Raw genomic sequence first — 24,224 nt, forward strand, 5'->3', positions numbered from 1 at the left:
TCACAAAATCACAATAAAAACTATCCAAATGAAAAAAATATTATTCCTACTTATTACAGGACTAACTGCCAGCGTCTCACATTCTCAGGAAGTATCAGATGCTGTACGTTATGCGCAAGACAATTTAACCGGAACTGCAAGATTCAGAGCCATGAGTGGTGCTTTTGGAGCCGTTGGAGGAGATTTTTCAGCTATTTCCGTAAACCCTGCAGGATCGGCAATATTCTCTAATAATCAGGTTGGAGTAAGTTTTAGCAATCAAAACATCAAAAACAACTCCAACTATTTTGGAACAGGAATCAGTGAAAGTAAAAATTCTTTTATACTCAATCAGGCGGGTGCTGTTTTTGTTTTTCACGATCACAACCCAAGCAACAACTGGAAAAAAATTACAATTGGAGCCACTTATGAAAACACCAATAATTTCGACAACAGAATTGTTTCAATAGGAACAAACCCAACAAATTCTATTGATAAATATTTCCTGAAATTTGCAAACGGAATTCCTTTGAACGTGATAGATGGGCTTAATTACAAAGATTTGTTTTATAACGAACAACAAGCATATATGGGATACTGGGGACATGTAATTGACCCTGTTACCACAAATAGCAACAACACACAATATATCAGTAATGTACCTGCAGGTGGCAACTATTACCACGAGAATGAAGTTTTCACTAGCGGATACAATAGCAAATTAAGCTTCAATATTGCAACATCTTACAAAGACAGAATCTATTTTGGAGCCAACTTAAATGTTCACATTACTGACTACAGAAGGTCAACCAGCTTCTACGAAGATAATGACAACCCATTAGAAACAAGAGAAACAATTTCAAGTTTACGTTTTAACAATGAACTATACACTTACGGTAACGGCTTCTCCTTTCAACTTGGAGCTATCGCTAAAGTCACTGATGCATTCAGACTTGGCTTAGCCTACGAATCCAATACCTGGTACGAACTAAACGACGAAACTTCGCAAAGCTTATACAGTACAAGAAAAGCTCAGGGAGGTCAAGACATTAACGAAACGGTAAATCCAAAAATCGTAAATGTTTACGACTCTTACACCCTACAAACACCAGGGAAAACCACTTTTAGCGCTGCTTATGTCTTTGGAAAATCAGGCCTTATCAGTATTGATTACGCCATTAAAGACTACGGAAACACCAAATATAAACCAACAAACGATGCAGGTTTTAGAGGAGTAAATAGCGACATCAGCAATCAATTGACCAATGCCGGCGAATTAAGAGTAGGTGCCGAATATAAAATAAAACAATTAAGCCTGCGCGGCGGATATCGTTTTGAACAAAGCCCTTATAAAAACGGAACTACGATTGGAGATTTAAACAGTTACTCAGGTGGTTTAGGTTATAATTTTGGAGGTACTAAAGTAGATTTAGCCTATTCTTACTTAGAAAGAAAATCGAATCAGGGATTTTTTGCAACCGGATTTACTGATGGAGCGAACGTTACCTCAAAACTAAACAACGTGACGCTTACTTTACTATTTGAATTGTAATTAAAAATAAATAGAATGAATTAAAATCTCCGTCAGGCTCTTACTTGACGGATTTTTTTTAGCCCGGATGGAAGCAGCATCCTTTTGTGTCCGCCTCGGCCGACACAAAAGATATAGCAAACAGCAGGATAAGCTTCATAAAAATCACCTAAAAGAAACGGAAACAAGCGGTGTTTGAATAAAAAAGTGTAATTTTGCACTCCAATTTATAAAAGTATGAGAACCAAGTCTTTAAAAAAGAACAAAATTAACGTAATCACTCTTGGGTGTTCGAAAAATGTATATGACAGTGAAGTGCTAATGGGACAACTTCGTGCTAATGGCAAAGAAGTACAACATGAGGCACCTGCTAAGGAAGAAGGAAACATTATTGTGATCAACACTTGCGGTTTTATTGACAACGCCAAAGCAGAGTCGGTAAACATGATTTTGGAATATGCTGATAAAAAAGACAAAGGATTAGTAGATAAAGTTTTCGTTACCGGATGTTTGTCTGAACGTTACAGACCGGATTTAGAAAAGGAAATCCCAAATGTCGATCAATATTTTGGTACAACTGAATTACCTCAGCTGCTTAAAGCTCTTGGTGCTGACTATAAACACGAGCTACTGGGAGAGCGTTTAACTACAACTCCAAAGAATTATGCTTATTTGAAAATTGCGGAAGGCTGTGACAGACCTTGCAGTTTTTGTGCGATTCCTTTAATGAGAGGTTCACATGTTTCGCAACCTATTGAAAAACTGGTTAAAGAGGCTCAAGGTTTAGCAAAAAATGGCGTAAAAGAATTAATTCTAATTGCTCAGGATTTAACATATTATGGTCTTGATCTTTATAAAAAACGAAATCTTGCCGAACTTCTGGAAGCATTAGCCAACGTTGAAGGTATCGAATGGATTCGTCTTCATTATGCTTATCCAACAGGTTTCCCAATGGATGTTTTAGAATTAATGAAACGTGAGCCAAAAATCTGTAATTACATCGATATTCCATTGCAACATATATCGGATTCTATTTTAAAATCGATGCGTCGTGGTACTACTCAGGCAAAAACGACACAATTATTAAAAGATTTCCGTGCTGCAGTTCCGGGAATGGCGATCAGAACGACTTTAATTGTTGGATATCCGGGTGAAACTCAGGAAGATTTTGAGATTCTGAAAGATTTTGTTCAGGAAATGAAATTTGACAGAATGGGATGTTTTGCCTATTCTCACGAAGAAAACACACATGCTTATTTACTGGAAGATAATGTTCCGGACGATGTAAAACAGGCTCGTGCGAACGAGATCATGGAATTACAATCGCAAATTTCATGGGACTTAAATCAGGAAAAAGTAGGACAGGTTTTCAAATGTATTATTGACCGAAAAGAGGGAGCTCATTTTGTAGGGCGAACTGAATTTGACAGTCCGGATGTTGATAACGAAGTTTTGATTGACGCTTCTAAGCATTATGTAAAAACAGGAGAATTTGTTAATATAAGGATAATAGAAGCGACAGAATTTGATTTATACGGAGAACCTGCTTAAATTTACGCTAAACAAGTATCAATTTTAGATAAAATACACTTTTATGAAACCTATACAATCTTTATTTATTTTGTTTTTCACCTTATTGTGCTTTAACTCTGTTTCTGCTCAATACGGAAATGGATACAATAACGGTTACGGTGGTGGCGGTTATGGTAATGGCTACGGAAGAGGTGGCGGAATGGGAATGGACAGAAGCATGATGGGAGGTCCGCAACCCAACACCAGTAAACCAAAAGAGGTACCTGTAGAGGAAACTGTTGGTAAAATTGTAGAACAAATGAAACCTGAAATAAATCTTGACGAACTGCAAGTTATCGCTATTTCAAATGTTTTAATAGACAGTATGAGAGAACAAGGGATCTTACTAAAAAATGAGAGCAGCAGTCAGGATCAAAAGATCGAACAAATTAAAGCATTGAGAGAAAGCACCACAAAAAAAATTACCGCTTTCTTAAATCCGGATCAGGTTCCAAAGTACACTGCATTTATGGATAATTTTAAAGAGATCAAAAAGACCTCTAAATCAAAAAAGAAAAAAGATTCAAAAGATAAAGATTCAAAAGAAGTAAAAGAAGACTCTGAAACAATCAAGACTCAGGAATAATTGTTTCGACTTCATCTAAAAAAATGCAACTAACCATGGCAAAAAAACATTTTTGTTACCTGATTTTAGCAATTATTATTACTTCTTGCTCTACAAATCCTTATAAAAATACTGAAAAAGTTTACGATCAGCAGCTTAAAACTTTAGAAGGCCAAATTACCAGTAAAGAAGCTCAGCCAATTCCTGTAGTACCACGTATCGTTATTGATACGACTTATGCACAGCAGCTTGGCATTATTAAAGACACTTTATCAAAAACCGGCTCTACTTCCTTATTAAACGGCATACAGACAGAATGGATCGGAACAGTAAACTTTAATTTAAGAAAACCAAGTTTTATTATTATTCACCATACGGCTCAGGATTCACTTCAACAGACGATTAATACTTTTACTAAAACAAGAACTCAGGTAAGTGCTCACTATATCATATCTGAAAATGGAAAAGTAGTTCAAATGCTGAACGATTACTTGAGAGCATGGCATGCAGGAGCATCTACCTGGGGGAAAAATACAGATTTAAATTCTTCTTCTATCGGAATAGAGCTTGACAACAACGGTTTTAAACCTTTTACTGAGGCTCAGATCAGCAGTTTAGTGGCGCTATTAACGAAACTAAAGAAAGATTACAATATTCCAACTCAAAACATATTAGGGCATTCTGATATTGCTCCGGGAAGAAAACAGGACCCAAGTGCTTTATTTCCTTGGAAAACTCTGGCCGAAAAAGGATTTGGAATCTGGTCGGACGAAATTCTTGAGGAAGCTCCTTTTGATTTTAAGATTGAACAGGCGCTAAGGATTATTGGATATAATACTAAAAATCTTTCAGCGGCTATTATGGCTTTCAAATTACATTACATTCAAACTGATGTAACGCCAACTTTGGATAGAAAAACAATAGATACCATTTATTCGATTTATAAAAAACAGCTTCAGTAATTTACACCTGAAGGTTAACCGTAACGAACACTAAGATTTACGCAAAGTTCTCAAGCTAATTATATAGCTTTGCGAACTTTGCTTTTTTTGTCACGTTCCTTACGTTAAAAAATTTAAGTTTTCACACTACAAACTATAATACCCTATAAGCAAAATTCACACACCAAAAGCTTACCCCATAACTCACCTCTCACCTAAAAAAATAAAAAAGCTGCCAAAACATAAGTATGTTTCGACAGCTCCAAAAAAAAAAAAAATATCAATCTTTATCTCTAGAAAGAGTATGTTGTAGCTACCAATCCGTAGAATGATCCTCCGGTTGGGGCAGCATCTTTATCTAAAAAAACATCCTCAGAGGCAGCGTCGTATCTTAACTCCGGAATAATAGTCAATTTCCCCACTTTATAATTCAAAGAAACTGTGTTTGCAAAAACATTTGATCCTGTCAAAGTCCCTAGACTCGCAGCTGCTTTTTTTGCATCGAAATACTCCATTCTATAGGCCAGACTCAAACTTGGCTTGAAAGCATAATTCGCATATCCTACCAAAGCAAACCAATCACCATCGAGCGCACTGTCAATATCATTATTCGTTTTAGCGTACGTGGCATTAAACCCTAAAGAAAAGGCATCCGTTATTGTTTTAGACGCTACAAAATCAATCTGTGTTTTATTTTCATCAGAAACCGGATTAGTACTTCCCGAAGTAAAATTCAAATAAGCACTCCCGGTCTCTCCTATATACCCCACTTGCGCTATGTATGTTTTTTGACTTGAACCTGCATCCATTGCTGATTTAAAGTCGGTTGGATTAGTAACACCAAGCATAGCTGTGAACTTACCTGACGTGTATTGTGCTTTCAGACCTGTATTGAAAAACGGGCCATAAGAAAAAGCATAAGACATGCTATAATTTTTATTCCCTACAGCATCTAATACCTCATAACCTATATGTGTTCCGAAACTACCGGCTACAAACTTAAATTTATCGGTAACCTGATAGGTAAAAAACAATTGTTTAATCAAAAATTTTGCATTTATGTCTTTATCTGTTGTTTCGTTATAAGAGAACTCTCCTGCTCTTTTTCCAAAGCCCAGATCAACAAAGACAGCCGCTTTTCCAAAGGTATGTCCTGCCTGAACAGAAGCCATTCCTAATTCGAATGAATCCTGAGAATTGGTAAAACTTGTCAGTCCGTTCATTTGTTTTGAAAAATCATATTTATAATAAGCATCTGCCGATCCTCCCCAGGTGGTCGCCGGTGAAGTCGCAGCTTCCGTTTCATCTTGAGCAAAAGCAAAAGAACTTGTTAACATCACGGCTAAAATGTGCAATACTTTTTTCATGTTTTAATTGGTTTTGGTTATTAATTGATTTTGGTTAGTTAATCTTTTATATAGGCAATTGAATACTATAAGTCACTTTTAAAACCTCTTATTCCCTCTAAAACCTCTTCATTTTCAGTAGCGAATTTATTAACTTTTGTATGAGTAAAAGAATTCAAATCTACTTTTTTGGCGTTTTAAAGCAAGAATTACGGATTACAAAAATTAACCTCTCCATAATCGTTATTTGATATTATTAGCTATTCATTTTTAAAAAATACACAACACACAAATAACAACAAACCATATAAAAAAATAGGTTTAAATAAAAAATCAAACAAATAACAACGAGAAAATACCAAAAATTAATACTATAAAAAAGTATACCCCATAAAAAATACCACTTAATTCAAAACAGTAAAAAACAAAACAAAAACTACCCATCATTAATAAGGTAAAAAAATGCGACATCAAAAAAGAAAAAATTCCTACAAGTTAAAATACTGAAAAACAAAAATTCAAGGATTAACTTTCATTGCTAAAAACAAGAAAGTCCATTCTAATTTGAACGGACTTTACTAAAAAAGCAAACCATAACAACTCCATAAAAAATACGTTTCCGGTCAAATAAAAGTAAATATGAAAATGCTTTTTGGGTAACGAGAGACAACACAAAGTTTATCAAACAAAAAAATCATGCTGTCTTAAACCATTTACGTTTCGCTTCGCTGGAGCTTTTCTAATATCGGAAAATTACATTTGCTACAAACATTTTGCTTTGCTGGAGCAGTTTCGAAAAAAAACTGGAATAGTTACTTCCGAAAAAATTCTAATTTATAAAAAAACAGGGCTGACTCATTTTAGAGACAGCCCTTTCTTTTTAAAGTATATAAAAATGATTTATGCTAAAATTTTCTCAATTGCATTTATTTCGTCTTCTGCGAAATCAAGATTTTGCAAACATTCGATATTATTATTCAATTGTTTCACAGAGCTTGCTCCGATCAAAACTGAAGTAATTCGTTTGTCCTTTTGGAGCCATGACAAAGCCATTTGAGCCAAAGACTGGTTTCTGTTTCCGGCAATTTCGTTCAATTGAACTAATTTTTGGATGCGTTCCTGTGTAACTTCATCTTCTTTCAAATGCCCGTTTGGATTATGTGCCCTTGAGTTTTCAGGGATTCCGTTTAGATATTTATCCGTCAGAAGTCCTTGTGCCAATGGAGAAAACGCAATACAGCCTACTCCTTTTTCTTCAAGAACATCTAATAAACCATTTTCTACCCAACGCTCCAGCATAGAATACTTTGCCTGATGGATCAAGCATGGTGTCCCCAATTGCTTCAAAACATCTACAGCCACTCTGGTTTGTTCCGCCGAATAGTTACTTATTCCCACATACAAAGCTTTTCCGCTTCTCACAGCATAATCTAAAGCCATCATCGTTTCCTCAATTGGAGTTTCAGGATCCGGACGATGCGAATAAAAAATATCCACATAATCTACTTTCATTCTTTTTAAACTCTGATCCAGACTTGACAGTAAATATTTACGAGAGCCCCAATCTCCATAAGGCCCATCCCACATGGTGTAGCCAGCTTTGGTCGAGATAATGATTTCGTCTCTTAAATTTCCCTGAAAGTTATGCCAGAGTATTTTTCCAAAATTAGTTTCTGCAGATCCGGGAACCGGTCCATAATTATTGGCCAGATCATAATGTGTAATTCCTTTATCGAAAGCTTCAACGGCAATACATTCTGCAGTATCAAAATTATCTACCGATCCGAAGTTATGCCACAATCCTAAAGAAATCTGAGGCAGTAACAATCCGCTTTTTCCACATCTGTTATATTTCATTGTTGTAATTTAAAATTTTAAATTTTATAGTTCTAAAGGTAAAGAAAAAACAAATTTCTTCTTCATCATTCTCATTTCATTCCGTATTAAAACAAGAAGCAGGCAAATTCACTTCATTAAACAGATCAGATTGAATTGTATTTCCCCAGGCAAAACGAACCTTAACCGGATTTTTAACTTTTTTACTGCTTACTACGACCTGATCGTTTCTAATTAAGGCTTCGGCTGTATAGAAAATACCATCTGCCCCTGCAACTTCAAACTGGTTGGACAGCTTGTTTTTAAAATATAAACCATCGGCATAATCAAAAGAAAGAGTTACTATCTCTTTATCGATTTTAAAACTCTTAAAAAGAGGTCCATTGACCAGCCCAACAGTAATTTTATAAGTGTTTTCCAAAGCCAGATTGGCTAAACGGACTCCCACTGTCTTTTTATCTTTGGGATGAATTTCTTTTACATCTGAAATGTCACTGGTCACAATCATTCCGGTATTTGAAACTTCTTTAAGTAATTTTCTCTGTGAATTTCTTATGATGACATTATGAAAATTATTACTTCCCGTTTTAAAAGGGGCAATTTGTGCATAATAAAATGGAAAATCATCGCTCCAGGCTTTCCGCCATGAGGTAATCAAAGCCGATAATGTTTTGTCATATACTAAAGAACCAACATTCGATTCTCCCTGATACCAAATTGTTCCGGCAATCTTGTATCCAACAAAAGGATAGATCATCGCATTGTACGCACGTCCCGGCTGTCGGGGTCCATACTCATGCTCATTTAATTTTCTTGCATTTTCTAACAAAACAGGATCGGTCTGAACGACTTCTTCGGGTATCCAGACTTCTGCCGGAGTACCTCCCCAGTTAGAAGATATTAAACCAATTGGAACATTTTTTAGTTCTTCTCTTAAGCGTTTGGCAAAAAAATAACCAACAGCACTAAAGTACTTCATGGTTTCGGGAGTCGATTCTGTCCAGTTACCAAGCAGATTGTTCTGTTGCGTTGTAGCCGTTAATTTCGGAACGTTAAAAAATCGGATATTCGGATTTGCTGCATTTTTAGTTTCTTCCTCCCCATTGTCTATTCCCCAACTTGATGACATTTCCATATTCGATTGTCCTGAACAGATCCAAACTTCTCCAATCAAAATATTTTTAAGAAGAATTTCGTTGTACCCTTTGATGGAAATTACATAGGGGCCACCGGCTTCAGGCGTTTTTATTTTCAGCTCCCATTGCGCCAGATTGTTTGCTTTAACTTTATACTCGATATTGCTCCAGTCAGCCACTAATCGGATTTCTTCCTGTGGATTGGCCCAACCCCAAATCTTAACTTCAGCATTGCGCTGTAAAACCATATTATCACCAAAAATATTGGGTAGAGAGACATTTGCCATCATAAAACCGGGAATAATCAACAGAAAGAGAACAAACTTAAACATATTATTTTTCATCGTATCGCTTTTTTAAGAGAACCTTCTTGGTCTGACTATTGCCAACTTAATTCTTAAGTACCCATTGCATTTTAACAATTTCAACTACTTCCGTCCAGTGATATTATATAGCGAAATTCTTTATGCTTTCCATAAAAACATCATTCTTTAAAGATACTAATTTAAAAAAGGATAGCATAAACATCATAAAAAAACTCCGGATACATTACATACCCGGAGCTTCTCGCTTTATAACTAATATATTTAAAACTCTTAGATCACTGTGCCTTTTAGTGTAAGGACTTTTGGAGTGCTTTCGGCACTTGTGGTTACCGTAACTGTTTTTGTAAAGCGACCTTTATTTGCAGCGTTATAAGTTGCGGTTACTTTTGCTGATTTACCAGGCAAAATCGGTTCTTTAGTATAATCTGTTGCTGTACAACCGCAAGACCCTACTACATTTGTAATCACAACAGCAGTTTTTCCGGTATTTTTAAATTCGTAAACAATTGCTTTTGGAGTTCCCTGAGGAATTTCTCCTACATCTATAGTTTCAGCTTTCCATACTACAGTTGAAGCCGCTGCTGCAGCAACTTTTGTTTCAGAATTTAATGACTTTAACGGTGCAATTGCCGAAAAAGACATTAAACCTAGTGCTAAAGCTAACATCGAAATTTTAATCATTTTCATAGCTAAATATTTTATTGGTTAATGATATTTCAAAAGTACTTCTGAACTGATCAAATCGCTGTTAACCGCTTTCAAATCTTTGTTAACGACTTGTTAATTGGCGTTTTTCACTATAAATTTGATTAATATTACACTTTAAAAAACTGTTTTCTTGAAACTCAACAAACTCAATAGCATCATTTTATTAGGCTTAGTGGCTATTATCAGTATACTGGTAACACAGCTGCTTTGGACCAAAGAAGCTTTTACTATAGAACAAAAAAAACTCAGTCAAAAAGCACATCTCGCTTTGCTTGAAGTCGCTAAAAAACTGTACGAAGGAACCAATCATGAACTTCCGGCGCAAAATCCTGTTCAAAAGATTGCCAACGATTATTATATCGTAAATATTGACAATGATTTTGAACCTGATATTCTGGAATTTTACCTGAAAAGTGAATTCAAAAAAATGAACATCACAACTGATTTTGAATATGCGATGTACAATTGTCAAAGTGACGAAATGGTGTATGGTAATTATATTTCGCTAACTGAAAAAAAGACCATCAAGCAACCCGTTTATTTTCCAAAGCACAAGAACCTGGTGTATTATTTTGCCATACGTTTTCCAAATGAGACGACCTATTTATTTAGTTCAATGCGATTCTGGTTTATACTTTCGATTGCTCTGATTCTTATTTTATTAATTTATGTGTACTCGATTTTCACCCTTTTACAACAAAAAAAATACTCCGAACTGCAGCGTGATTTCATCAATAATATGACGCATGAGTTTAAAACACCTTTATCTTCCATTCTGATCGCATCTAAATATTTGATCGAGCAAACGCCTATTAAAGAAGACAAAAAACTATATACGTATACTGACATCATTATCAACCAAAGCTACAAACTGAATGGTCATATTGAAAAGATTTTAAATGTGGCTAAATCAGATTATGCTCCACTGGAATTAAAGAAGGAGTCGGTTTTAGTTGTTCCGATTATCGAAGAAGTAATTCAAAACATACTTTTAAAATATCCGGAGGCAAATATCAAAATTGAAACTCTTTCCAAAGAGTACAAAATCGAAACGGACGTTTTTCATTTCTCGAATTTAGTTTATAATTTACTTGACAATGCGGTAAAATATTGTTCCGGAAAATGTCTTATTCTAATTGGAATAACGACCGAAAATTCGGTTTTAAAACTAGCTTTCAAAGACAACGGAGTTGGAATTTCATCTAAAAACCTTTCCTTTATTTTTGATAAATTCTATCGTGCTCAAAACGAAAAAAGCAATGAGGTAACCGGTTTTGGACTAGGTTTGTATTATGTAAAAGAAATTTGCAACTTGCACAACTGGAAAATAAAAGCGGAGAACAATTCTGAAAAAGGCATCACTATAACTTTATCAATTCCATATAAAAAATGAAACAATTCAAAATACTTTATGCTGAAGACGATGAAACCCTGGCATTCCTGACCAAAGACAATCTGGAACAGAACAACTATGAAGTGAATCATTGCCGCGATGGACAAATGGGTCTCGAAAACTTTAAAAAAGAGAATTTTGACATTTGTATTCTTGACATCATGATGCCTAAGATGGATGGCTTTGAACTGGCCGCTCAAATCAGAAAATGCAACAGCGACATTCCGATTATCTTTCTTTCTGCCAAAACATTAAAAGAAGACCGCATTAAAGGATTGCGTTTGGGTGCCGATGATTATCTCGTAAAACCTTTTAGCATCGAGGAACTGCTTTTGAAAATTGAAATTTTTCTGAAGCGTTCACAGAAAAATATTTTGATTGAAAAGCCGGTTTATGAGATTGGCAAATATCAATTTGACACGAGCAACTTTGTTCTTTTCAACGAAAGTGAAAAAATCAGCCTTACGCAGCGCGAAGCCGAATTATTGAAATTATTCCTCGACAACAAAAACTCCGTTTTAAAAAGAGAACAAATCCTCACCTCACTCTGGGGAACCGATGATTACTTTATGGGACGTAGTCTGGACGTTTTTATTTCACGTCTTCGTAAGATTCTAAGCAACGAAAAAGGCATTTCTATTGAGAATCTTCACGGAATTGGTTTTCGATTTACAATGTAATTTATAGACTTAAATTCTTGCATTTTTTGTATTTTAGTACTTATTTTCTCTGATATGAAATTACATCATTTACGTAACGCCACTTTAGTTATAGAAACTGAAACCGATGTTATATTGGTTGATCCAATGTTGGGGAAAAAGAAAACGATTGCTCCTTTTACTATTTTCCGTTACAAACCCAAAAGAAACCCACTAATCTCTTTACCCAAAAATAGCAGAGACATTTTGAGTAAAGTAACCGTCTGCCTTATTACTCACTTACATCCTGACCATATCGATAAAGCAGGCGAGATTTTTTTAAGACGCAAAAGTATTCCGGTCATTTGCAGCAGCAAAGATCAAAGTGCTTTATCGAAAAGAGGTTTAAGCATCGTACAAACCTTAAACTATTGGGAACCTCAGGAGTTCCTTGGAGGTAAAATAACAGGAATTCCTGCCGTTCATGGCTATGGGTTTGTTGCCAAACTTATGGGAAACGTTATGGGCTTTCATCTTGAATTACCCAATCAAAAATCTATTTATATCAGTTCTGATACTATTTTTACGGAACACGTACAAAAAGTCCTGATTGAGTTTAAACCCGACATTTCGGTTGTCGCCTGCGGAGTTGCCAGATTAGATTTCGGTCAGCCCTTATTGATGCGAATGAACGATATTCTGAAATTTGCCGCACTTGCTCCCGGAAAAGTATTCGCCAATCATTTGGAAGCTTTAAATCACTGTCCTACAACAAGAACAGCATTAAAACAAGCACTTCTGGACAATAATCTTTTGGATAAAGTTTCGATTCCAAATGACGGTACCAGTGTAGAATACTAGTCCTTCATTTAGTACAAAGAAAAACTACAAAACCAATAATCCGAACTCACGCAAAGTATTGACGGGTTTGGAATACCAAAACAGTTCGAAATCGTCTAAATTAGTTTCAAAATCATTCTTCACTTCCTGAAAAGTGTAATTTTTAGTATTTGAAATAGCCATTTTACTTAGAATTTGAACCAGCCATTCTCCTTCTTCTTTATTGGTCTGAATGTTGAAACTTTCTTTTTTATCATGGAAAGTAAAACTCATCATTTCCCAGCTTCTTCCTTTTTTAGATTTTGTAAAATACTCCACAAATGGTTTTCCGCCTAACCAGACAACTTTTGCATTCGGTTTTGTATTGAAATCATTTCCTTCCTCAAGGGCATTAAAAATAAAGTCGGGGTCTATTTTAGTCTTCGGAATTTTAAAATCAAACCAATCTTGCAATTCGTAATCAAAACAGATTCCATGCATAAAATTAAAAAGTGATTTCTTCAACCCAAAACTAAATTTATCGTGATTGATTCCTGTAGAATCGGTATAATCAATATCATTATTCGCAAAAGTTCCGATAGCTTCCGTTGCTTTTGTGACACCAAATTTTTCCGGATACAATCCAACCGGACTGTGGGCTGTCATCGCAAACTGGTGCCAAAATCCCGACTGCAGAATCCCTGCCTCGAATAACTGACGCACCATTTCGAGACTATCCACCGTTTCCTGAATGGTCTGAGTTGGATATCCGTACATTAAATAAGCATGAACCATGATTCCGGCTTCGGTAAAATTTCGGGTTACTCTTGCAACCTGTTCTACTGTTACACCTTTGTCAATTAACTTTAATAATCGGTCTGAGGCTACTTCTAAACCACCTGAAACCGCAATACAGCCCGAAGCTTTAAGTAATAAACACAAATCTTTCGAAAAACTTTTTTCAAATCGAATATTGGTCCACCACGTTACCGCTAATTTCCGACGCAAAATTTCTAAAGCCAAAGCACGCATCAATGCCGGCGGAGCTGCTTCATCTACAAAATGGAATCCATTCTGCCCTGTTTGCAGCATCATCTCTTCCATCCGATCGCACAATAAATTAGCCGCTACCGGTTCGTAAACTTTTATATAATCTAATGAAATATCACAAAAGGTACATTTTCCCCAATAGCAACCGTGCGCCATAGTGAGTTTGTTCCAACGTCCGTCACTCCACATTCGGTGCATGGGATTCACAATTTCGATTACCGAAATGTATTTATCCAAAGGCAGATCCGAATAATCGGGAGTTCCAACTTGTGACTGTTTATAATCGTGTTTTAAGGAATTGTTTTTATAAACTACTTCTCCGTTTTCCAGCAGAAAAGTTCTTTTGTATCGCTTCTCTTCCCTCGACTCCGCTCGGAAAGACAAGCTTTCAATAAGTTCTTCAATTGGCACTTCACCGTCATCGAGAGTGATAAAATCAAAAAACTCAAAAACACGTTGATCCGAAAGTGAACGCAATTCGGTATTTGGGAAACCTCCGCCCATCGAAATTTTAATTTCCGGATGATGCTGTTTTACCCATTGTGCACATCTGAAAGCACTGTATAAATTTCCCGGAAAAGGAACGGATATCAGAAAAAATGTAGGCTGAACTGCTTCAATTTTTTCTTTTAAAATCGAAATTAAAATAGAATCAATATAGGTTAGTTCCTGCTGTAAAGCTTCGTACAATTCATCAAACGAATTGGCACTTCGCCCTAAACGTTCGGCATATCGGCTGAAACCAAAATTCTCATCGATACATTCCACAATAAAATCCGAAATATCCTCAAGATATAAGGTCGCAAGATGCTTGGCTTTATCCTGAGTTCCCATGGTTCCGAAAGCCCAGTCCAATTCTTCCAACTGTGCAAAACGGGAGGCCTCGGGCAGAAAATCTTCCTGACAGATTTGTAAAGCCAAAGTTGGATTTTTCCCCTGCAAAAACTGAATTACAGCATCAATTGTTTTGATGTATTCGTCCTGCAACGCAAAAATACGCTTAGCATTATCGGAAATGTCTTCCCTTGACTCCGCTTGAGAGGACAAATCTTTGAAAATATTTTCAGAATAAAGAAACAAATCAATCAATCCTTTCTTCGAAAACAATTCCAAAATCACATCAATACCCAAATCAGCCTGAACCGATTCGATATTTTTAGTATTCAGAAAACCTTTTATATACGCTGTTGCCGGATACGGAGTATTCAGTTGCGTAAAAGGTGGCGTAATTACAAAAAGTTTTGTTTTCAAAAGGAATTTATTTTTTTTGCAAAAATACGGGATATTTATAATCATTTGACAAAAGAAATAAATCTAATTATTTGGTTCACGTCATCAAATATTTAAGTTTTTATTTATTGAAATAAAACTTGTAAACATTTGTACTTCATGATTTACAGCATCATTTTTTGGCTATATTTGCCTACAAATTTTCTTTAAATGAAGCTAAGAACTTTACTCCTATTTATTGTTTTTATCAAATATTCTTGTGTTTTTGCGCAAGAAATTAATCCGAATTCGTCTAATAGTATTTTATTAGAAGATAAACATGGTCATCTCATTCAAAATTTGGAAGAGCAAAAACAATTTTTGAAAATTAGGGAGGCAAAGATGAAAGCTGAAGTCCTGAATTTAAAAAAAGTAATTTTGAATTCGAAAGAGAGAAATTTGACTTCAAAAACAGTCGCTACTCTTCAAGGCGTAGAGATATGTACAAATGGAGGTTTTGAGCAATATGAAACTATAAACGGAAGTAGTTATCTTAAGAATTTTCTTTATACAATAGGCGATCCTCCCGGGCCAACGCAGTGCCGATCGATTACCAATACTGCCGATTCATACATCAATCGCTATAACCCTAATAACATGAACATTATGGCGACCAGTGTTTCTGCCAATTTGGTTGACCCCTATATAGGAGACATTAAAGCATTTGATCAATATGCTCTTAAAATTAATCATGAGAACTCCTCTACCTATGGTTCTATTGTTCAGGGTAAAAGGTTTAAAACTAATAATGAAAATTATCTGAAATTTAACTACAAAGCGGTATTACAAAGTGTATACGACAATAGCCACACTGATAATCAAGCTTTTGTAAAAGCTCGAGTTTTAGATAAAAATAAGACCGTTGTTAGTGAATTTTGTTTGGTAGGAGATGAAAAAAATTGCATTTTCAGTAAGGTTCCAAGTCAAAATTCCGGTTATGTCACTTTATACACTCCCAATTGGCAATCAGGAATACTGGACATTTCATCAATTCCTAATTACGAAGAATTTACCGTTGAGTTTATGGCTTCAAGATGTGGACTGGGAGGACATTTCGGATATATGTATGTGGATGATGTTTGTATCTTACAATCCGCAGAAAACTTACAAGGTTCTATAGAGCTTGATCCTTTGAATAAAGTTTGTCCAACTTTACCAATTTCAGTGTGTGGTAGTTATACTATTCCTAATTCCGGAGGAATTTCTGCCTCAGTAAAAAAAATCACTTTAAATGTTTACAACAGTAGCAATGTGTCAGTTTATAACACATCAACTACTTCAAACCTGGACACAACAAACAAAAGATTTTGTTTTACATTAAAAAGCAGTGATCTTCCAAATATTACAAACACTAATTATAATGTAGGAGTACGAATAGATTATGATATTTCCGGAACTTCTTGCTCTGGAACCACATTTGATTCTGCTATAGATCCTGATGCAAATCCTGGTTGGGATATTTCTTTTTTAAATTGTTCTTCAAGTTGTACCATTAATGTTACATCTGCCAAAATATCTCAATGTGACGCAAACCGTGATGGAAGTGAAAATTTTGATTTATCGACATTGAATTCTTTAATAGTTCCTTCTACAGCGGGTTTAAATTTTAGTTATTTCAAAAATTACAATGAGGCAGAGTCCAATTTGAATGCTATTACCAATTTTACAGGTTACCCAAGTTCTAGTGCTTCTATTTTTGTTAGAGTGAGCAAGGATGCTACTTGCTACAAAATAATTTCTGCCAATTTAGAGGTAAGAAATCCCACCGCAAATATTACAGGTATCTTAAATGTTTGCTCTGGAAGCACTGTATTAACTGCTTCTCCCGGGGCTTCGTATTTATGGAATACTGGTGAAACTACACAAAGTATTACCGTAACTTCGTTAGGAAATTACTCTGTTACTGTTACAGATTCTTTTGGATGCTCCAGCAATGCCAATGTTACTATAGAACCAAGTCAAACTGCCGTTTCTCCTACTTTACAGATTACGCAGCCCTCTTGTTTTTCTGCTACAGGAACGATAAAAGTAACTTCAACGGCATCACAATATAGTTTTGATGATGGTGTAACCTGGGGCGCTAGCAATACAAAGAGTAATTTAAATCCCGGAACCTATTTAGTAAAAATAAAGACCGTAAATGGATGTACTTCCTATTCTCAAAGTGTAATTATTACAGCTGCTTCTACTCTGTATCCAAATTACACTTATATCAATCCATTATTTTGTGGAGATAAAGGAAGTATTACCATTACAACTCCTGCTGCATACTATAGCTTTGACGATGGTGCAACTTGGGTAAATAATTCTACTGCTAACAATCTTTCACCGGCAAATTATAAAATTCGTACCAAAGATTTACAAGGTTGTATTTCGTCGGCAAACAATGTACTTATCAGTAGTAATACGCTGGAAACTCCCACTTATAAAATTGTATTACCCGCTTGTAGTACAAAAGGAAGTATTACCATCAATACTCTTTCTGATTTTTACACTTTTGATGGAGGAAGTACTTGGGTTACCAATAATACAATGAGTAATTTAAATGCAGGAAGCTATTCTTTAGGAATTAAAAATGCCTTAGGCTGTACTTCCTATTACACTTATGCCTATTTAAATGATTTTAAAGATTCCTATCCTCAATATACAACTGAACAACCTATTTGCGGAGTAGACGGCAGTATTACAATTACTACGGCAGCAGATTCGTACAGTTTTGACAATGGAGTAACCTGGACTAGCAATAATGTTAAAATTTTACCTTTTGGAAACTATCAAATAAAAATAAAAAACAGTGCGGGATGTATCAGCTCTTCTGCTTATGTTTCTTTAAATCAGCCTTATCTAAGTTCTCCAATTACTTCCATAGAACACCCAACTTGTGGTGTAAACGGAAAAATTACTATCAACTCATTATCCGATTTTTATAGTTTTGACAATGGTGCAACCTGGACAACTCTTAATTCTAAGTCATTACCTCCGGGTAGTTATACCGTAATTACAAAAAATAATCTTGGATGTACCTCATATCCAATTGGCGTTTATTTAAATAATCCCAATATAGATCTACCTGATTATACTGTTGTTCAACCTACTTGTACATCGTCGGGCAGCATTACAATAAATACAGCTGCCAGTTTCTATAGTTTTGATGGAGGTTATACCTGGGGAACTTCTTCTTCCTTATCAAATCTTAATTCTTATAAATTTTACAACATTACAATAAAAAACAGTTTAGGATGTGTTTCTAACTCTGTAGGTGTTTCAATTAACACCCCAAAGCTTCCTGATCCGGATTATACAGTTACGAATCCAAGTTGTGGAAATATTGGCAATATTACATTCAACACCACTGCGGATTACTATAGTATCGATGGTGGTGCAAACTGGAGTACAAATAATGTTTTTAATAATTTAAGCCAGGGATCTTACAATTTAATTATAAAAAAGAATAACTGTACATCCAATTCCATTTACACTTATTTGGATACCTCTAAGCTGGCACAACCTAATTTAACCATCACGCAGCCAGGATGTGGTACAAAAGGCAGTATTAAAATTAATACTACTGCCAGCTTTTATAGCATTGACGGGGTAAATTGGGGAACAAACCCTGTTTTTTCCGACCTTCCGGCAGGATATTATTACCCAACGATTAAAAATGCACTAGGTTGTATTTCCAACTCAAATCCGATATTACTTCAAGACTTTTTTCTCCCGGCTCCCACCTTTAAAACAACACAGCCTACTTGTGGAGTTGGAGGAAGCATAACTTTTACTTCAACAGAAGCACAATACAGTATAGATGGAGGCAGAAACTGGAGTACTAGTCCTGTATTTACTAATCTAAGTCCAAATACTTATTATTTATTAGTAAAAAATGCTACCGGATGCACATCTCCGCTTTACGGTGTATACGCTAACCTGCAGCAATATTATTTACCTAATCCAGATTTTACATTAATTCAGCCAACGTGCGGCATTGATGGAAGCATTACTATTGCAACAGTTGCAAGTTCTTATAGTTTTGACAATGGTAATACCTGGACAACTAACCCAGCTCTTTCAGGGCTTACTTCTGGTTATTACAACATCATGATAAAAAATGCAGCGGGTTGCAGATCTTATGGTTTATCAATAAGTATTACTCCTTATTATCTTCCTAATCCCAATATAAAAATAGTACAACCAAGCTGCGGAAATGGAGGAAGCATTACCGTTACAACTCCTGCTGACAATTATAGTTTTGATGGAGGCAGCACTTGGACTACAAATCCAATTTTATTAAATCCTGCAGATTCGTATTATAATATTCTTATTAAAAATGCAAAAGGTTGTAAATCAAACTCACAATATGTCTACATAAACAAATATTATCTGTCCTCACCAAATGTATCCGCTATTCAACCCACCTGTAGTACTACCACAGGAACTATAATAGTAAATACTACTGCAGACCAATATAGCTTTGATGGAGGAATAACCTGGACTACAAGTCCTGTAAAGAAAAATTTAGCAAGTGGCTCCTACAATGTATTAATAAAAAACACTCTTGGCTGTACCTCCAGCGGCAGTTATGTCTATATAAATACACCTCCTGCAATTCCTGCAGCACCTGTTGCAACCAAAGTTCAACCTTCTTCCTGCGATGCTACTGATGGCAGCATCACCATAACTACACCTGCTATAAGTTATAGTTTCAATGATGGAAACAGTTGGACAACAAGTCCTACGAAAATAAATGTGGGAGCCGGTACCTATATTATTAAAATCAAAACAAATTCATATAGCTGCGAATCATCGACCGCTGTTGTCAATTTGAGTGCTGGTCCTGCAATTGCTGCTCCTGCATTTACTACTACACAGCCAAACTGCAGCTCATCAAAAGGCTCTATTACCATTACAACAAATGCCGCTACTTATAGCTTTGACAACGGATTAACCTATGTTTTTTCTAATACAAAAACAGATCTTACTCCGGGTATTTATTTCATAAAAATTAAAAATTCAGCAGGTTGTATTTCAGATGCTGCTCCGGTCACGATCTCACCATTATTGCCGCTTGCTGCTCCTGCCTTTACAGCAATTCAACCTACTTGTACCAATTTTACAGGATCAATTTCAATTAATACCGTAGCCGATTTTTATAGTTTTGATAACGGAATCACGTTTGGGACCTCCAATACAAAATCTAATCTGTCTGCAGGAACCTATAATTTGATTGTTAAATATAATTCAGGTTGTATTTCTCTTGCCGCTACCATTACTATACAAGATGCGCCTGCAATTCCTGTTGCACCACAAGTTGTAGTCACAAACCCAACTGGCTGTAATCCTACAGGCACTATTATCGTTTCAACGGTTGCAAATCTGTATAGTTTTGATGATGGTCTTACCTGGAGCACCAGCAATACTGTCAGTTTATCTCCCGGAAGTTATTTTATTCGAATAAAATATACAAACGGCTGTGAATCTATTCCGTATAAAGCCACCATCAATGCAGCTCCAAATGCTCCCGCAGCTCCAATTTTTACTATTACTCAACCTATCACTTGCAGCAATCCGTTCGGCTCAATTTTAATTACAAACCCTGCTGATCAATATAGTTTTGACAATGGTAAAAATTACTCATCCAATCCAAATTCAGGAAATTTAATCGTCGGAACCTATATGGTTCGTGTTAAAAATAGTATCGGCTGTGAGTCTGCTCCAATATCTGCAACCATAAACCGTCCAACAGATTATCCGAACGATCCTGCATTTACAACTATCCAGCCTGATTGCAGTAATCCTAATGGGGCTATTACAATTACCGATCCTGCATCTGAATATAGTTTCGATAATGGTGTTAGCTGGACTACAACTGCAATGAAATCAAATCTTGCTCCCGACACCTATTTTATTAAGGTAAAAAATAATAAGGGCTGTGCTTCAAATGCAACCACAGTTACTATAATTCCTTTTACAAATTTCACTCAAAATCCAGCTTTATCCGGTTCCCAAACATTCTGTATTGAACAAAATGCCACATTAAATTCAATTACGATCACAGGACAAAATATTAAATGGTATGATGCACCAGTAAACGGAAACACTTTACCGAAAACAACTTTATTAGAAAGCAAAATTTATTACGTTACGCAAACATTAAACAATTGCGAAAGTCTAAGATTTCCCGTACCGGTAAAAGTTCAAAATACACCTACACCTAATGCCGATTCTCCTCAACAATTCTGTATTCAGAAAAATGCAAGAATTAGGGATATTAAAATAACAGGGCAAAATATTAAGTGGTACGAAACTGCTTCATCTACTACAAGCTTATCTGAAATAACTGAACTTGTAGACGGTATTACGTATTATGCTTCTCAGTCTTTTAGCGGTTGCGAGAGTGACAAAACCCCCATTACAATCAATATTCTTGGAGCGACAATAGGAGAATGTATCTATTTTGTAGATGAACTTCCTTATCCTAAATTCTTTACCCCAAATAATGATGGTTATAATGATACATGGACTATTGATTTTATCTATTTAGCCCCAAATACCGGAATTAAAATTTTTGACCGCTACGGAAAGTTTATCAAAGAAATACGCCCAGACAATCCCTGGGATGGTACTTATCTTGGGCAACAGGAACCGTCTTCAGATTATTGGTTTACTGTTACAAGAATAAATGGAAAAGAAGTCAGAGGACATTTTAGTCTGAAACGATAAATAGAAAAGCCCTTCAGTGAAAGGGCTTTTCTATGTTATAATTATTTTACCTGCGACAAAGTCCAACTAGAAATTGCGTCTAACGCAATTGGAGAAAATGTTTGTTCTATTTTCTCATATTCATTTGGCGAACCAGTTTTACATTCCTGAAACAAATGATTCATATCAGGCAAAATTTTAGTAGTCACTTTTTTATTCCCTGATTTCAGTAGAGTCTTTTTTATAACTTCTAAATTTACTTCGGCCGGAACCTGTACATCTTTACCTCCGTTAAGTGCTAAAACAGGACATTTTACTTTTTCTAAAATAGAAGCCGGATCGATCTTCATAAAATTATAAAACCAAATATTATTGATGAAATCGGCACAGTATTTTGCCATAGCATCATTTTTGGAACCTGGAAATTTTGATTTGAAATAACTTGTAATTTTATTTTTTAAAGTATCGTCAAAAGCAGATGAAGCCAATAAAATATCATAAGCACCTCTAAAAATCTCCTGACCTTTTTGAATTTCGTCTTCAGGCATTCCGCTTTGTCGCTCAATTAATTCTTTTTGCAGTAAAAGTAACTTGTCCCCTTTAAGTCCGGGACCGGCTAATAAAACAATAAAATCAATATCTCTTGAATTTCCCGCAACGATCGGAGCTATTATTCCGCCTTCACTATGCCCTATCAAGCCTATTTTACTTTTATTAATTTCTTTTCTTGTTTTTAAATACTCTACTCCTGCCTGAACATCTTCTGCAAAATCAAATGTTGTTGCACTCGAAAAATCTCCCGTAGATTCACCAACACCTCGATCGTCAAAACGTAAAACAGCAATTCCTTTTTGAGTCAAATAATCCGATAACACTAAGAATGTTTTATGCCCTAAGCCTTCTACATCTCTATTTTGTGGTCCGCTTCCTGTAATTAGAATTACGGCCGGAAAGTTACCTTCCTTTTTAGGCAGAGATAATGTCCCTGCCAGAGTTACATTGGCTGCCTTGTTTTCAAATTTCACATCTTCGATATAATACGGATATGGCTTTACAGGCTCCTGAGGTCTCACAGACACTTCTTTCTGAGTTACTTCTTTTGATAAGTTGATGTCAACTGATTGTCCTGTTTGTGTAAGCTTTCCCACAATAACATTATTACTGTTCAAAATTCCTTCATAAGAACCTCTTATAGCAGCAATTTCTAATTTCAAAACAGCATTCTCAAAAGAGGTTTTTGTAACAGGAATTCCTTTTGCTCCCTGATCCGGGCTATCCATTGTAGAAATATATCCAGTTGCTGTTTTAGCAATATGAAAAACAACCCGAAGTTGAGTACCCTGTATTTTTAAAAGTCCATTCCATTGCCCTGAAATTTCTTGTCCGTTCATTATATAAGAAGCTAAAGCTACTATTAAAGTGAGTATTGTTTTTATCATTTTTATTGAAATAAATAAGATTGCTTTGTTGATGATCCGGAATTACAATTTTCCTTGTTTTTTCTCCAATTGTTTGAATTTGATAAAAGAATACGCTACCGGCACGAATGCTAAAACGATCCCGATTGTGACAAAGGCCTTTGAGAAAACAAAACCTGAAAAAATCAATCCTCCTAAAATGATGATAATCCCGCCCACAAACCAAAGTTTACCTGCAAATACATGTGTAGCCTTCCAAACTTCCTGACTCTCAAGGGTCCATGGTGTGCGAATTCCAATAAAATAATTGGGCTGAATTACTTTGAAATAGTTTCCCAAAACCATAATTAAAATTCCCGCTAAAACATAAATTAAATTTGGGTTTGAAACAGACTGATTTTTTGTTACATATAAAAGAAACAAAGCCAGTAAAGACATAAACAGAACCATGAAAAACTTCAACTGATAAAACTTTTTTCCCATTAAAGAAAGTCTTTTTTTAGGATCAAGTAGTGCAGCTGAAGACATTATTGCATAAGTCAGAACCGGTAACAGAAAAACCAATACAATCAAAAAAGCTTTACTTCCCCAATCGTCAATTTGACCGTTCATGTTCCAGTGAATCGGAACTCTTTCAGGAAGACTGTTCCAGATAAATGCTAAGTATACATACGGAATCATAACAATTCCAATAATTGGAAGCTCTTTTTTTAATTCTAAATTCATTTTTTATTTTTTAAAAGTTAATATCCATTGCAAAACATCTTCCATAATGGTGGTATTGATGGAGTAGATGATAAATTGCCCGGTTTTTTCAGAAGTAATCAAATCGGCACGTTTTAAAATATCTAGATGATGCGAAATACTGGGTTTTGATATATTAAAAGCATCTGCAATTTCTCCGGCAGACATATCCTTATGCTTTAAAAGCTCCAGAATTTCTCTTCGCGTTGCATCGTTAAGGGCTTTAAAAATGTCATTCATCATTTATATATTTAGAC

16 protein-coding genes are annotated in these 24,224 nt (G+C 35.5%); 8 read left to right on the top strand and 8 right to left on the bottom strand.

What is annotated here, in order from left to right:
- Positions 1–28 precede the first annotated feature (28 nt).
- The 4 genes from BHE19_RS12820 to BHE19_RS12835 all read left to right on the top strand — a co-directional run bounded on the left by BHE19_RS12820 (position 29) and on the right by BHE19_RS12835 (position 4,609).
- Positions 29–1,531, top strand: a complete 1,503-nt coding sequence (locus BHE19_RS12820) for an OmpP1/FadL family transporter (RefSeq protein ID WP_070907443.1) — start codon at positions 29–31, stop codon at positions 1,529–1,531.
- Between the two features lie 216 nt (positions 1,532–1,747).
- Positions 1,748–3,061: a 30S ribosomal protein S12 methylthiotransferase RimO gene (gene rimO / locus BHE19_RS12825; protein ID WP_017495207.1), complete on the top strand. Its 1,314-nt coding sequence runs from the start codon at positions 1,748–1,750 to the stop codon at positions 3,059–3,061.
- Positions 3,062–3,104: 43 nt separating this feature from the next.
- Complete coding sequence (locus tag BHE19_RS12830; RefSeq protein ID WP_070907444.1) at positions 3,105–3,668, top strand: hypothetical protein; 564 nt, start codon at positions 3,105–3,107, stop codon at positions 3,666–3,668.
- Positions 3,669–3,703: 35 nt separating this feature from the next.
- Positions 3,704–4,609: an N-acetylmuramoyl-L-alanine amidase gene (locus BHE19_RS12835; protein WP_070907445.1), complete on the top strand. Its 906-nt coding sequence runs from the start codon at positions 3,704–3,706 to the stop codon at positions 4,607–4,609.
- Positions 4,610–4,881: 272 nt separating this feature from the next.
- Here BHE19_RS12835 and BHE19_RS12840 read toward each other — a convergent pair whose 3' ends face one another.
- The 4 genes from BHE19_RS12840 to BHE19_RS12855 all read right to left on the bottom strand — a co-directional run bounded on the left by BHE19_RS12840 (position 4,882) and on the right by BHE19_RS12855 (position 9,919).
- The gene (locus tag BHE19_RS12840; protein WP_070907446.1) at positions 4,882–5,955 is read right to left on the bottom strand and encodes an outer membrane beta-barrel protein; all 1,074 of its coding nucleotides are present in this window, start codon (positions 5,953–5,955) and stop codon (positions 4,882–4,884) included.
- An 879-nt stretch (positions 5,956–6,834) separates the two neighbouring features.
- On the bottom strand, positions 6,835–7,791 hold the full coding sequence (locus BHE19_RS12845; RefSeq protein WP_070907447.1) for an aldo/keto reductase: 957 nt from the start codon (positions 7,789–7,791) through the stop codon (positions 6,835–6,837).
- A 76-nt stretch (positions 7,792–7,867) separates the two neighbouring features.
- Complete coding sequence (locus BHE19_RS12850; protein WP_070907448.1) at positions 7,868–9,250, bottom strand: sialate O-acetylesterase; 1,383 nt, start codon at positions 9,248–9,250, stop codon at positions 7,868–7,870.
- Positions 9,251–9,502: 252 nt separating this feature from the next.
- Positions 9,503–9,919 carry a DUF1573 domain-containing protein gene (locus BHE19_RS12855; RefSeq protein WP_070907449.1) on the bottom strand — a complete coding sequence of 139 codons (417 nt, stop codon included), beginning with the start codon at positions 9,917–9,919 and terminating at the stop codon, positions 9,503–9,505.
- A 151-nt stretch (positions 9,920–10,070) separates the two neighbouring features.
- Here BHE19_RS12855 and BHE19_RS12860 point away from each other — a divergent pair, with 151 nt between their 5' ends.
- The 3 genes from BHE19_RS12860 to BHE19_RS12870 are packed head-to-tail and all read left to right on the top strand — an operon-like array spanning position 10,071 to position 12,832.
- Complete coding sequence (locus BHE19_RS12860; RefSeq protein ID WP_070907450.1) at positions 10,071–11,333, top strand: sensor histidine kinase; 1,263 nt, start codon at positions 10,071–10,073, stop codon at positions 11,331–11,333.
- Complete coding sequence (locus tag BHE19_RS12865) at positions 11,330–12,013, top strand: response regulator transcription factor (RefSeq protein ID WP_070907451.1); 684 nt, start codon at positions 11,330–11,332, stop codon at positions 12,011–12,013. The genes BHE19_RS12860 and BHE19_RS12865 overlap by 4 nt, the downstream gene beginning before the upstream one ends.
- A gap of 54 nt (positions 12,014–12,067) precedes the next feature.
- Positions 12,068–12,832, top strand: a complete 765-nt coding sequence (locus BHE19_RS12870) for an MBL fold metallo-hydrolase (RefSeq protein ID WP_070907452.1) — start codon at positions 12,068–12,070, stop codon at positions 12,830–12,832.
- A 24-nt stretch (positions 12,833–12,856) separates the two neighbouring features.
- On the opposite strand, the gene BHE19_RS12875 is transcribed toward BHE19_RS12870, so the two are convergent.
- Positions 12,857–15,091 (bottom strand): B12-binding domain-containing radical SAM protein, encoded by a 2,235-nt coding sequence (locus BHE19_RS12875; RefSeq protein ID WP_070907560.1) that lies wholly within the window; start codon positions 15,089–15,091, stop codon positions 12,857–12,859.
- 189 nt (positions 15,092–15,280) lie between these two features.
- Here BHE19_RS12875 and BHE19_RS12880 point away from each other — a divergent pair, with 189 nt between their 5' ends.
- Positions 15,281–21,826: a T9SS type B sorting domain-containing protein gene (locus BHE19_RS12880; protein ID WP_070907453.1), complete on the top strand. Its 6,546-nt coding sequence runs from the start codon at positions 15,281–15,283 to the stop codon at positions 21,824–21,826.
- Between the two features lie 41 nt (positions 21,827–21,867).
- Here the strand turns inward: BHE19_RS12880 and BHE19_RS12885 are convergent, their stop codons facing one another.
- Genes BHE19_RS12885 through BHE19_RS12895 form a run of 3 tightly spaced genes read right to left on the bottom strand, consistent with a single transcriptional unit; the run spans position 21,868 to position 24,207 of the window.
- Complete coding sequence (locus BHE19_RS12885; protein ID WP_070907454.1) at positions 21,868–23,244, bottom strand: alpha/beta hydrolase family protein; 1,377 nt, start codon at positions 23,242–23,244, stop codon at positions 21,868–21,870.
- Between the two features lie 42 nt (positions 23,245–23,286).
- A complete protein-coding gene (locus BHE19_RS12890) occupies positions 23,287–23,949 on the bottom strand; it encodes an SdpI family protein (RefSeq protein WP_070907455.1) in 663 nt (220 codons plus the stop codon).
- Between the two features lie 3 nt (positions 23,950–23,952).
- Positions 23,953–24,207 carry an autorepressor SdpR family transcription factor gene (locus BHE19_RS12895; RefSeq protein WP_070907456.1) on the bottom strand — a complete coding sequence of 85 codons (255 nt, stop codon included), beginning with the start codon at positions 24,205–24,207 and terminating at the stop codon, positions 23,953–23,955.
- Positions 24,208–24,224: the final 17 nt, after the last annotated feature.

The sequence above is a fragment of the Flavobacterium tructae genome (assembly GCF_001853485.1).
GTDB classification, from domain to species: Bacteria; Bacteroidota; Bacteroidia; order Flavobacteriales; family Flavobacteriaceae; genus Flavobacterium; species Flavobacterium tructae.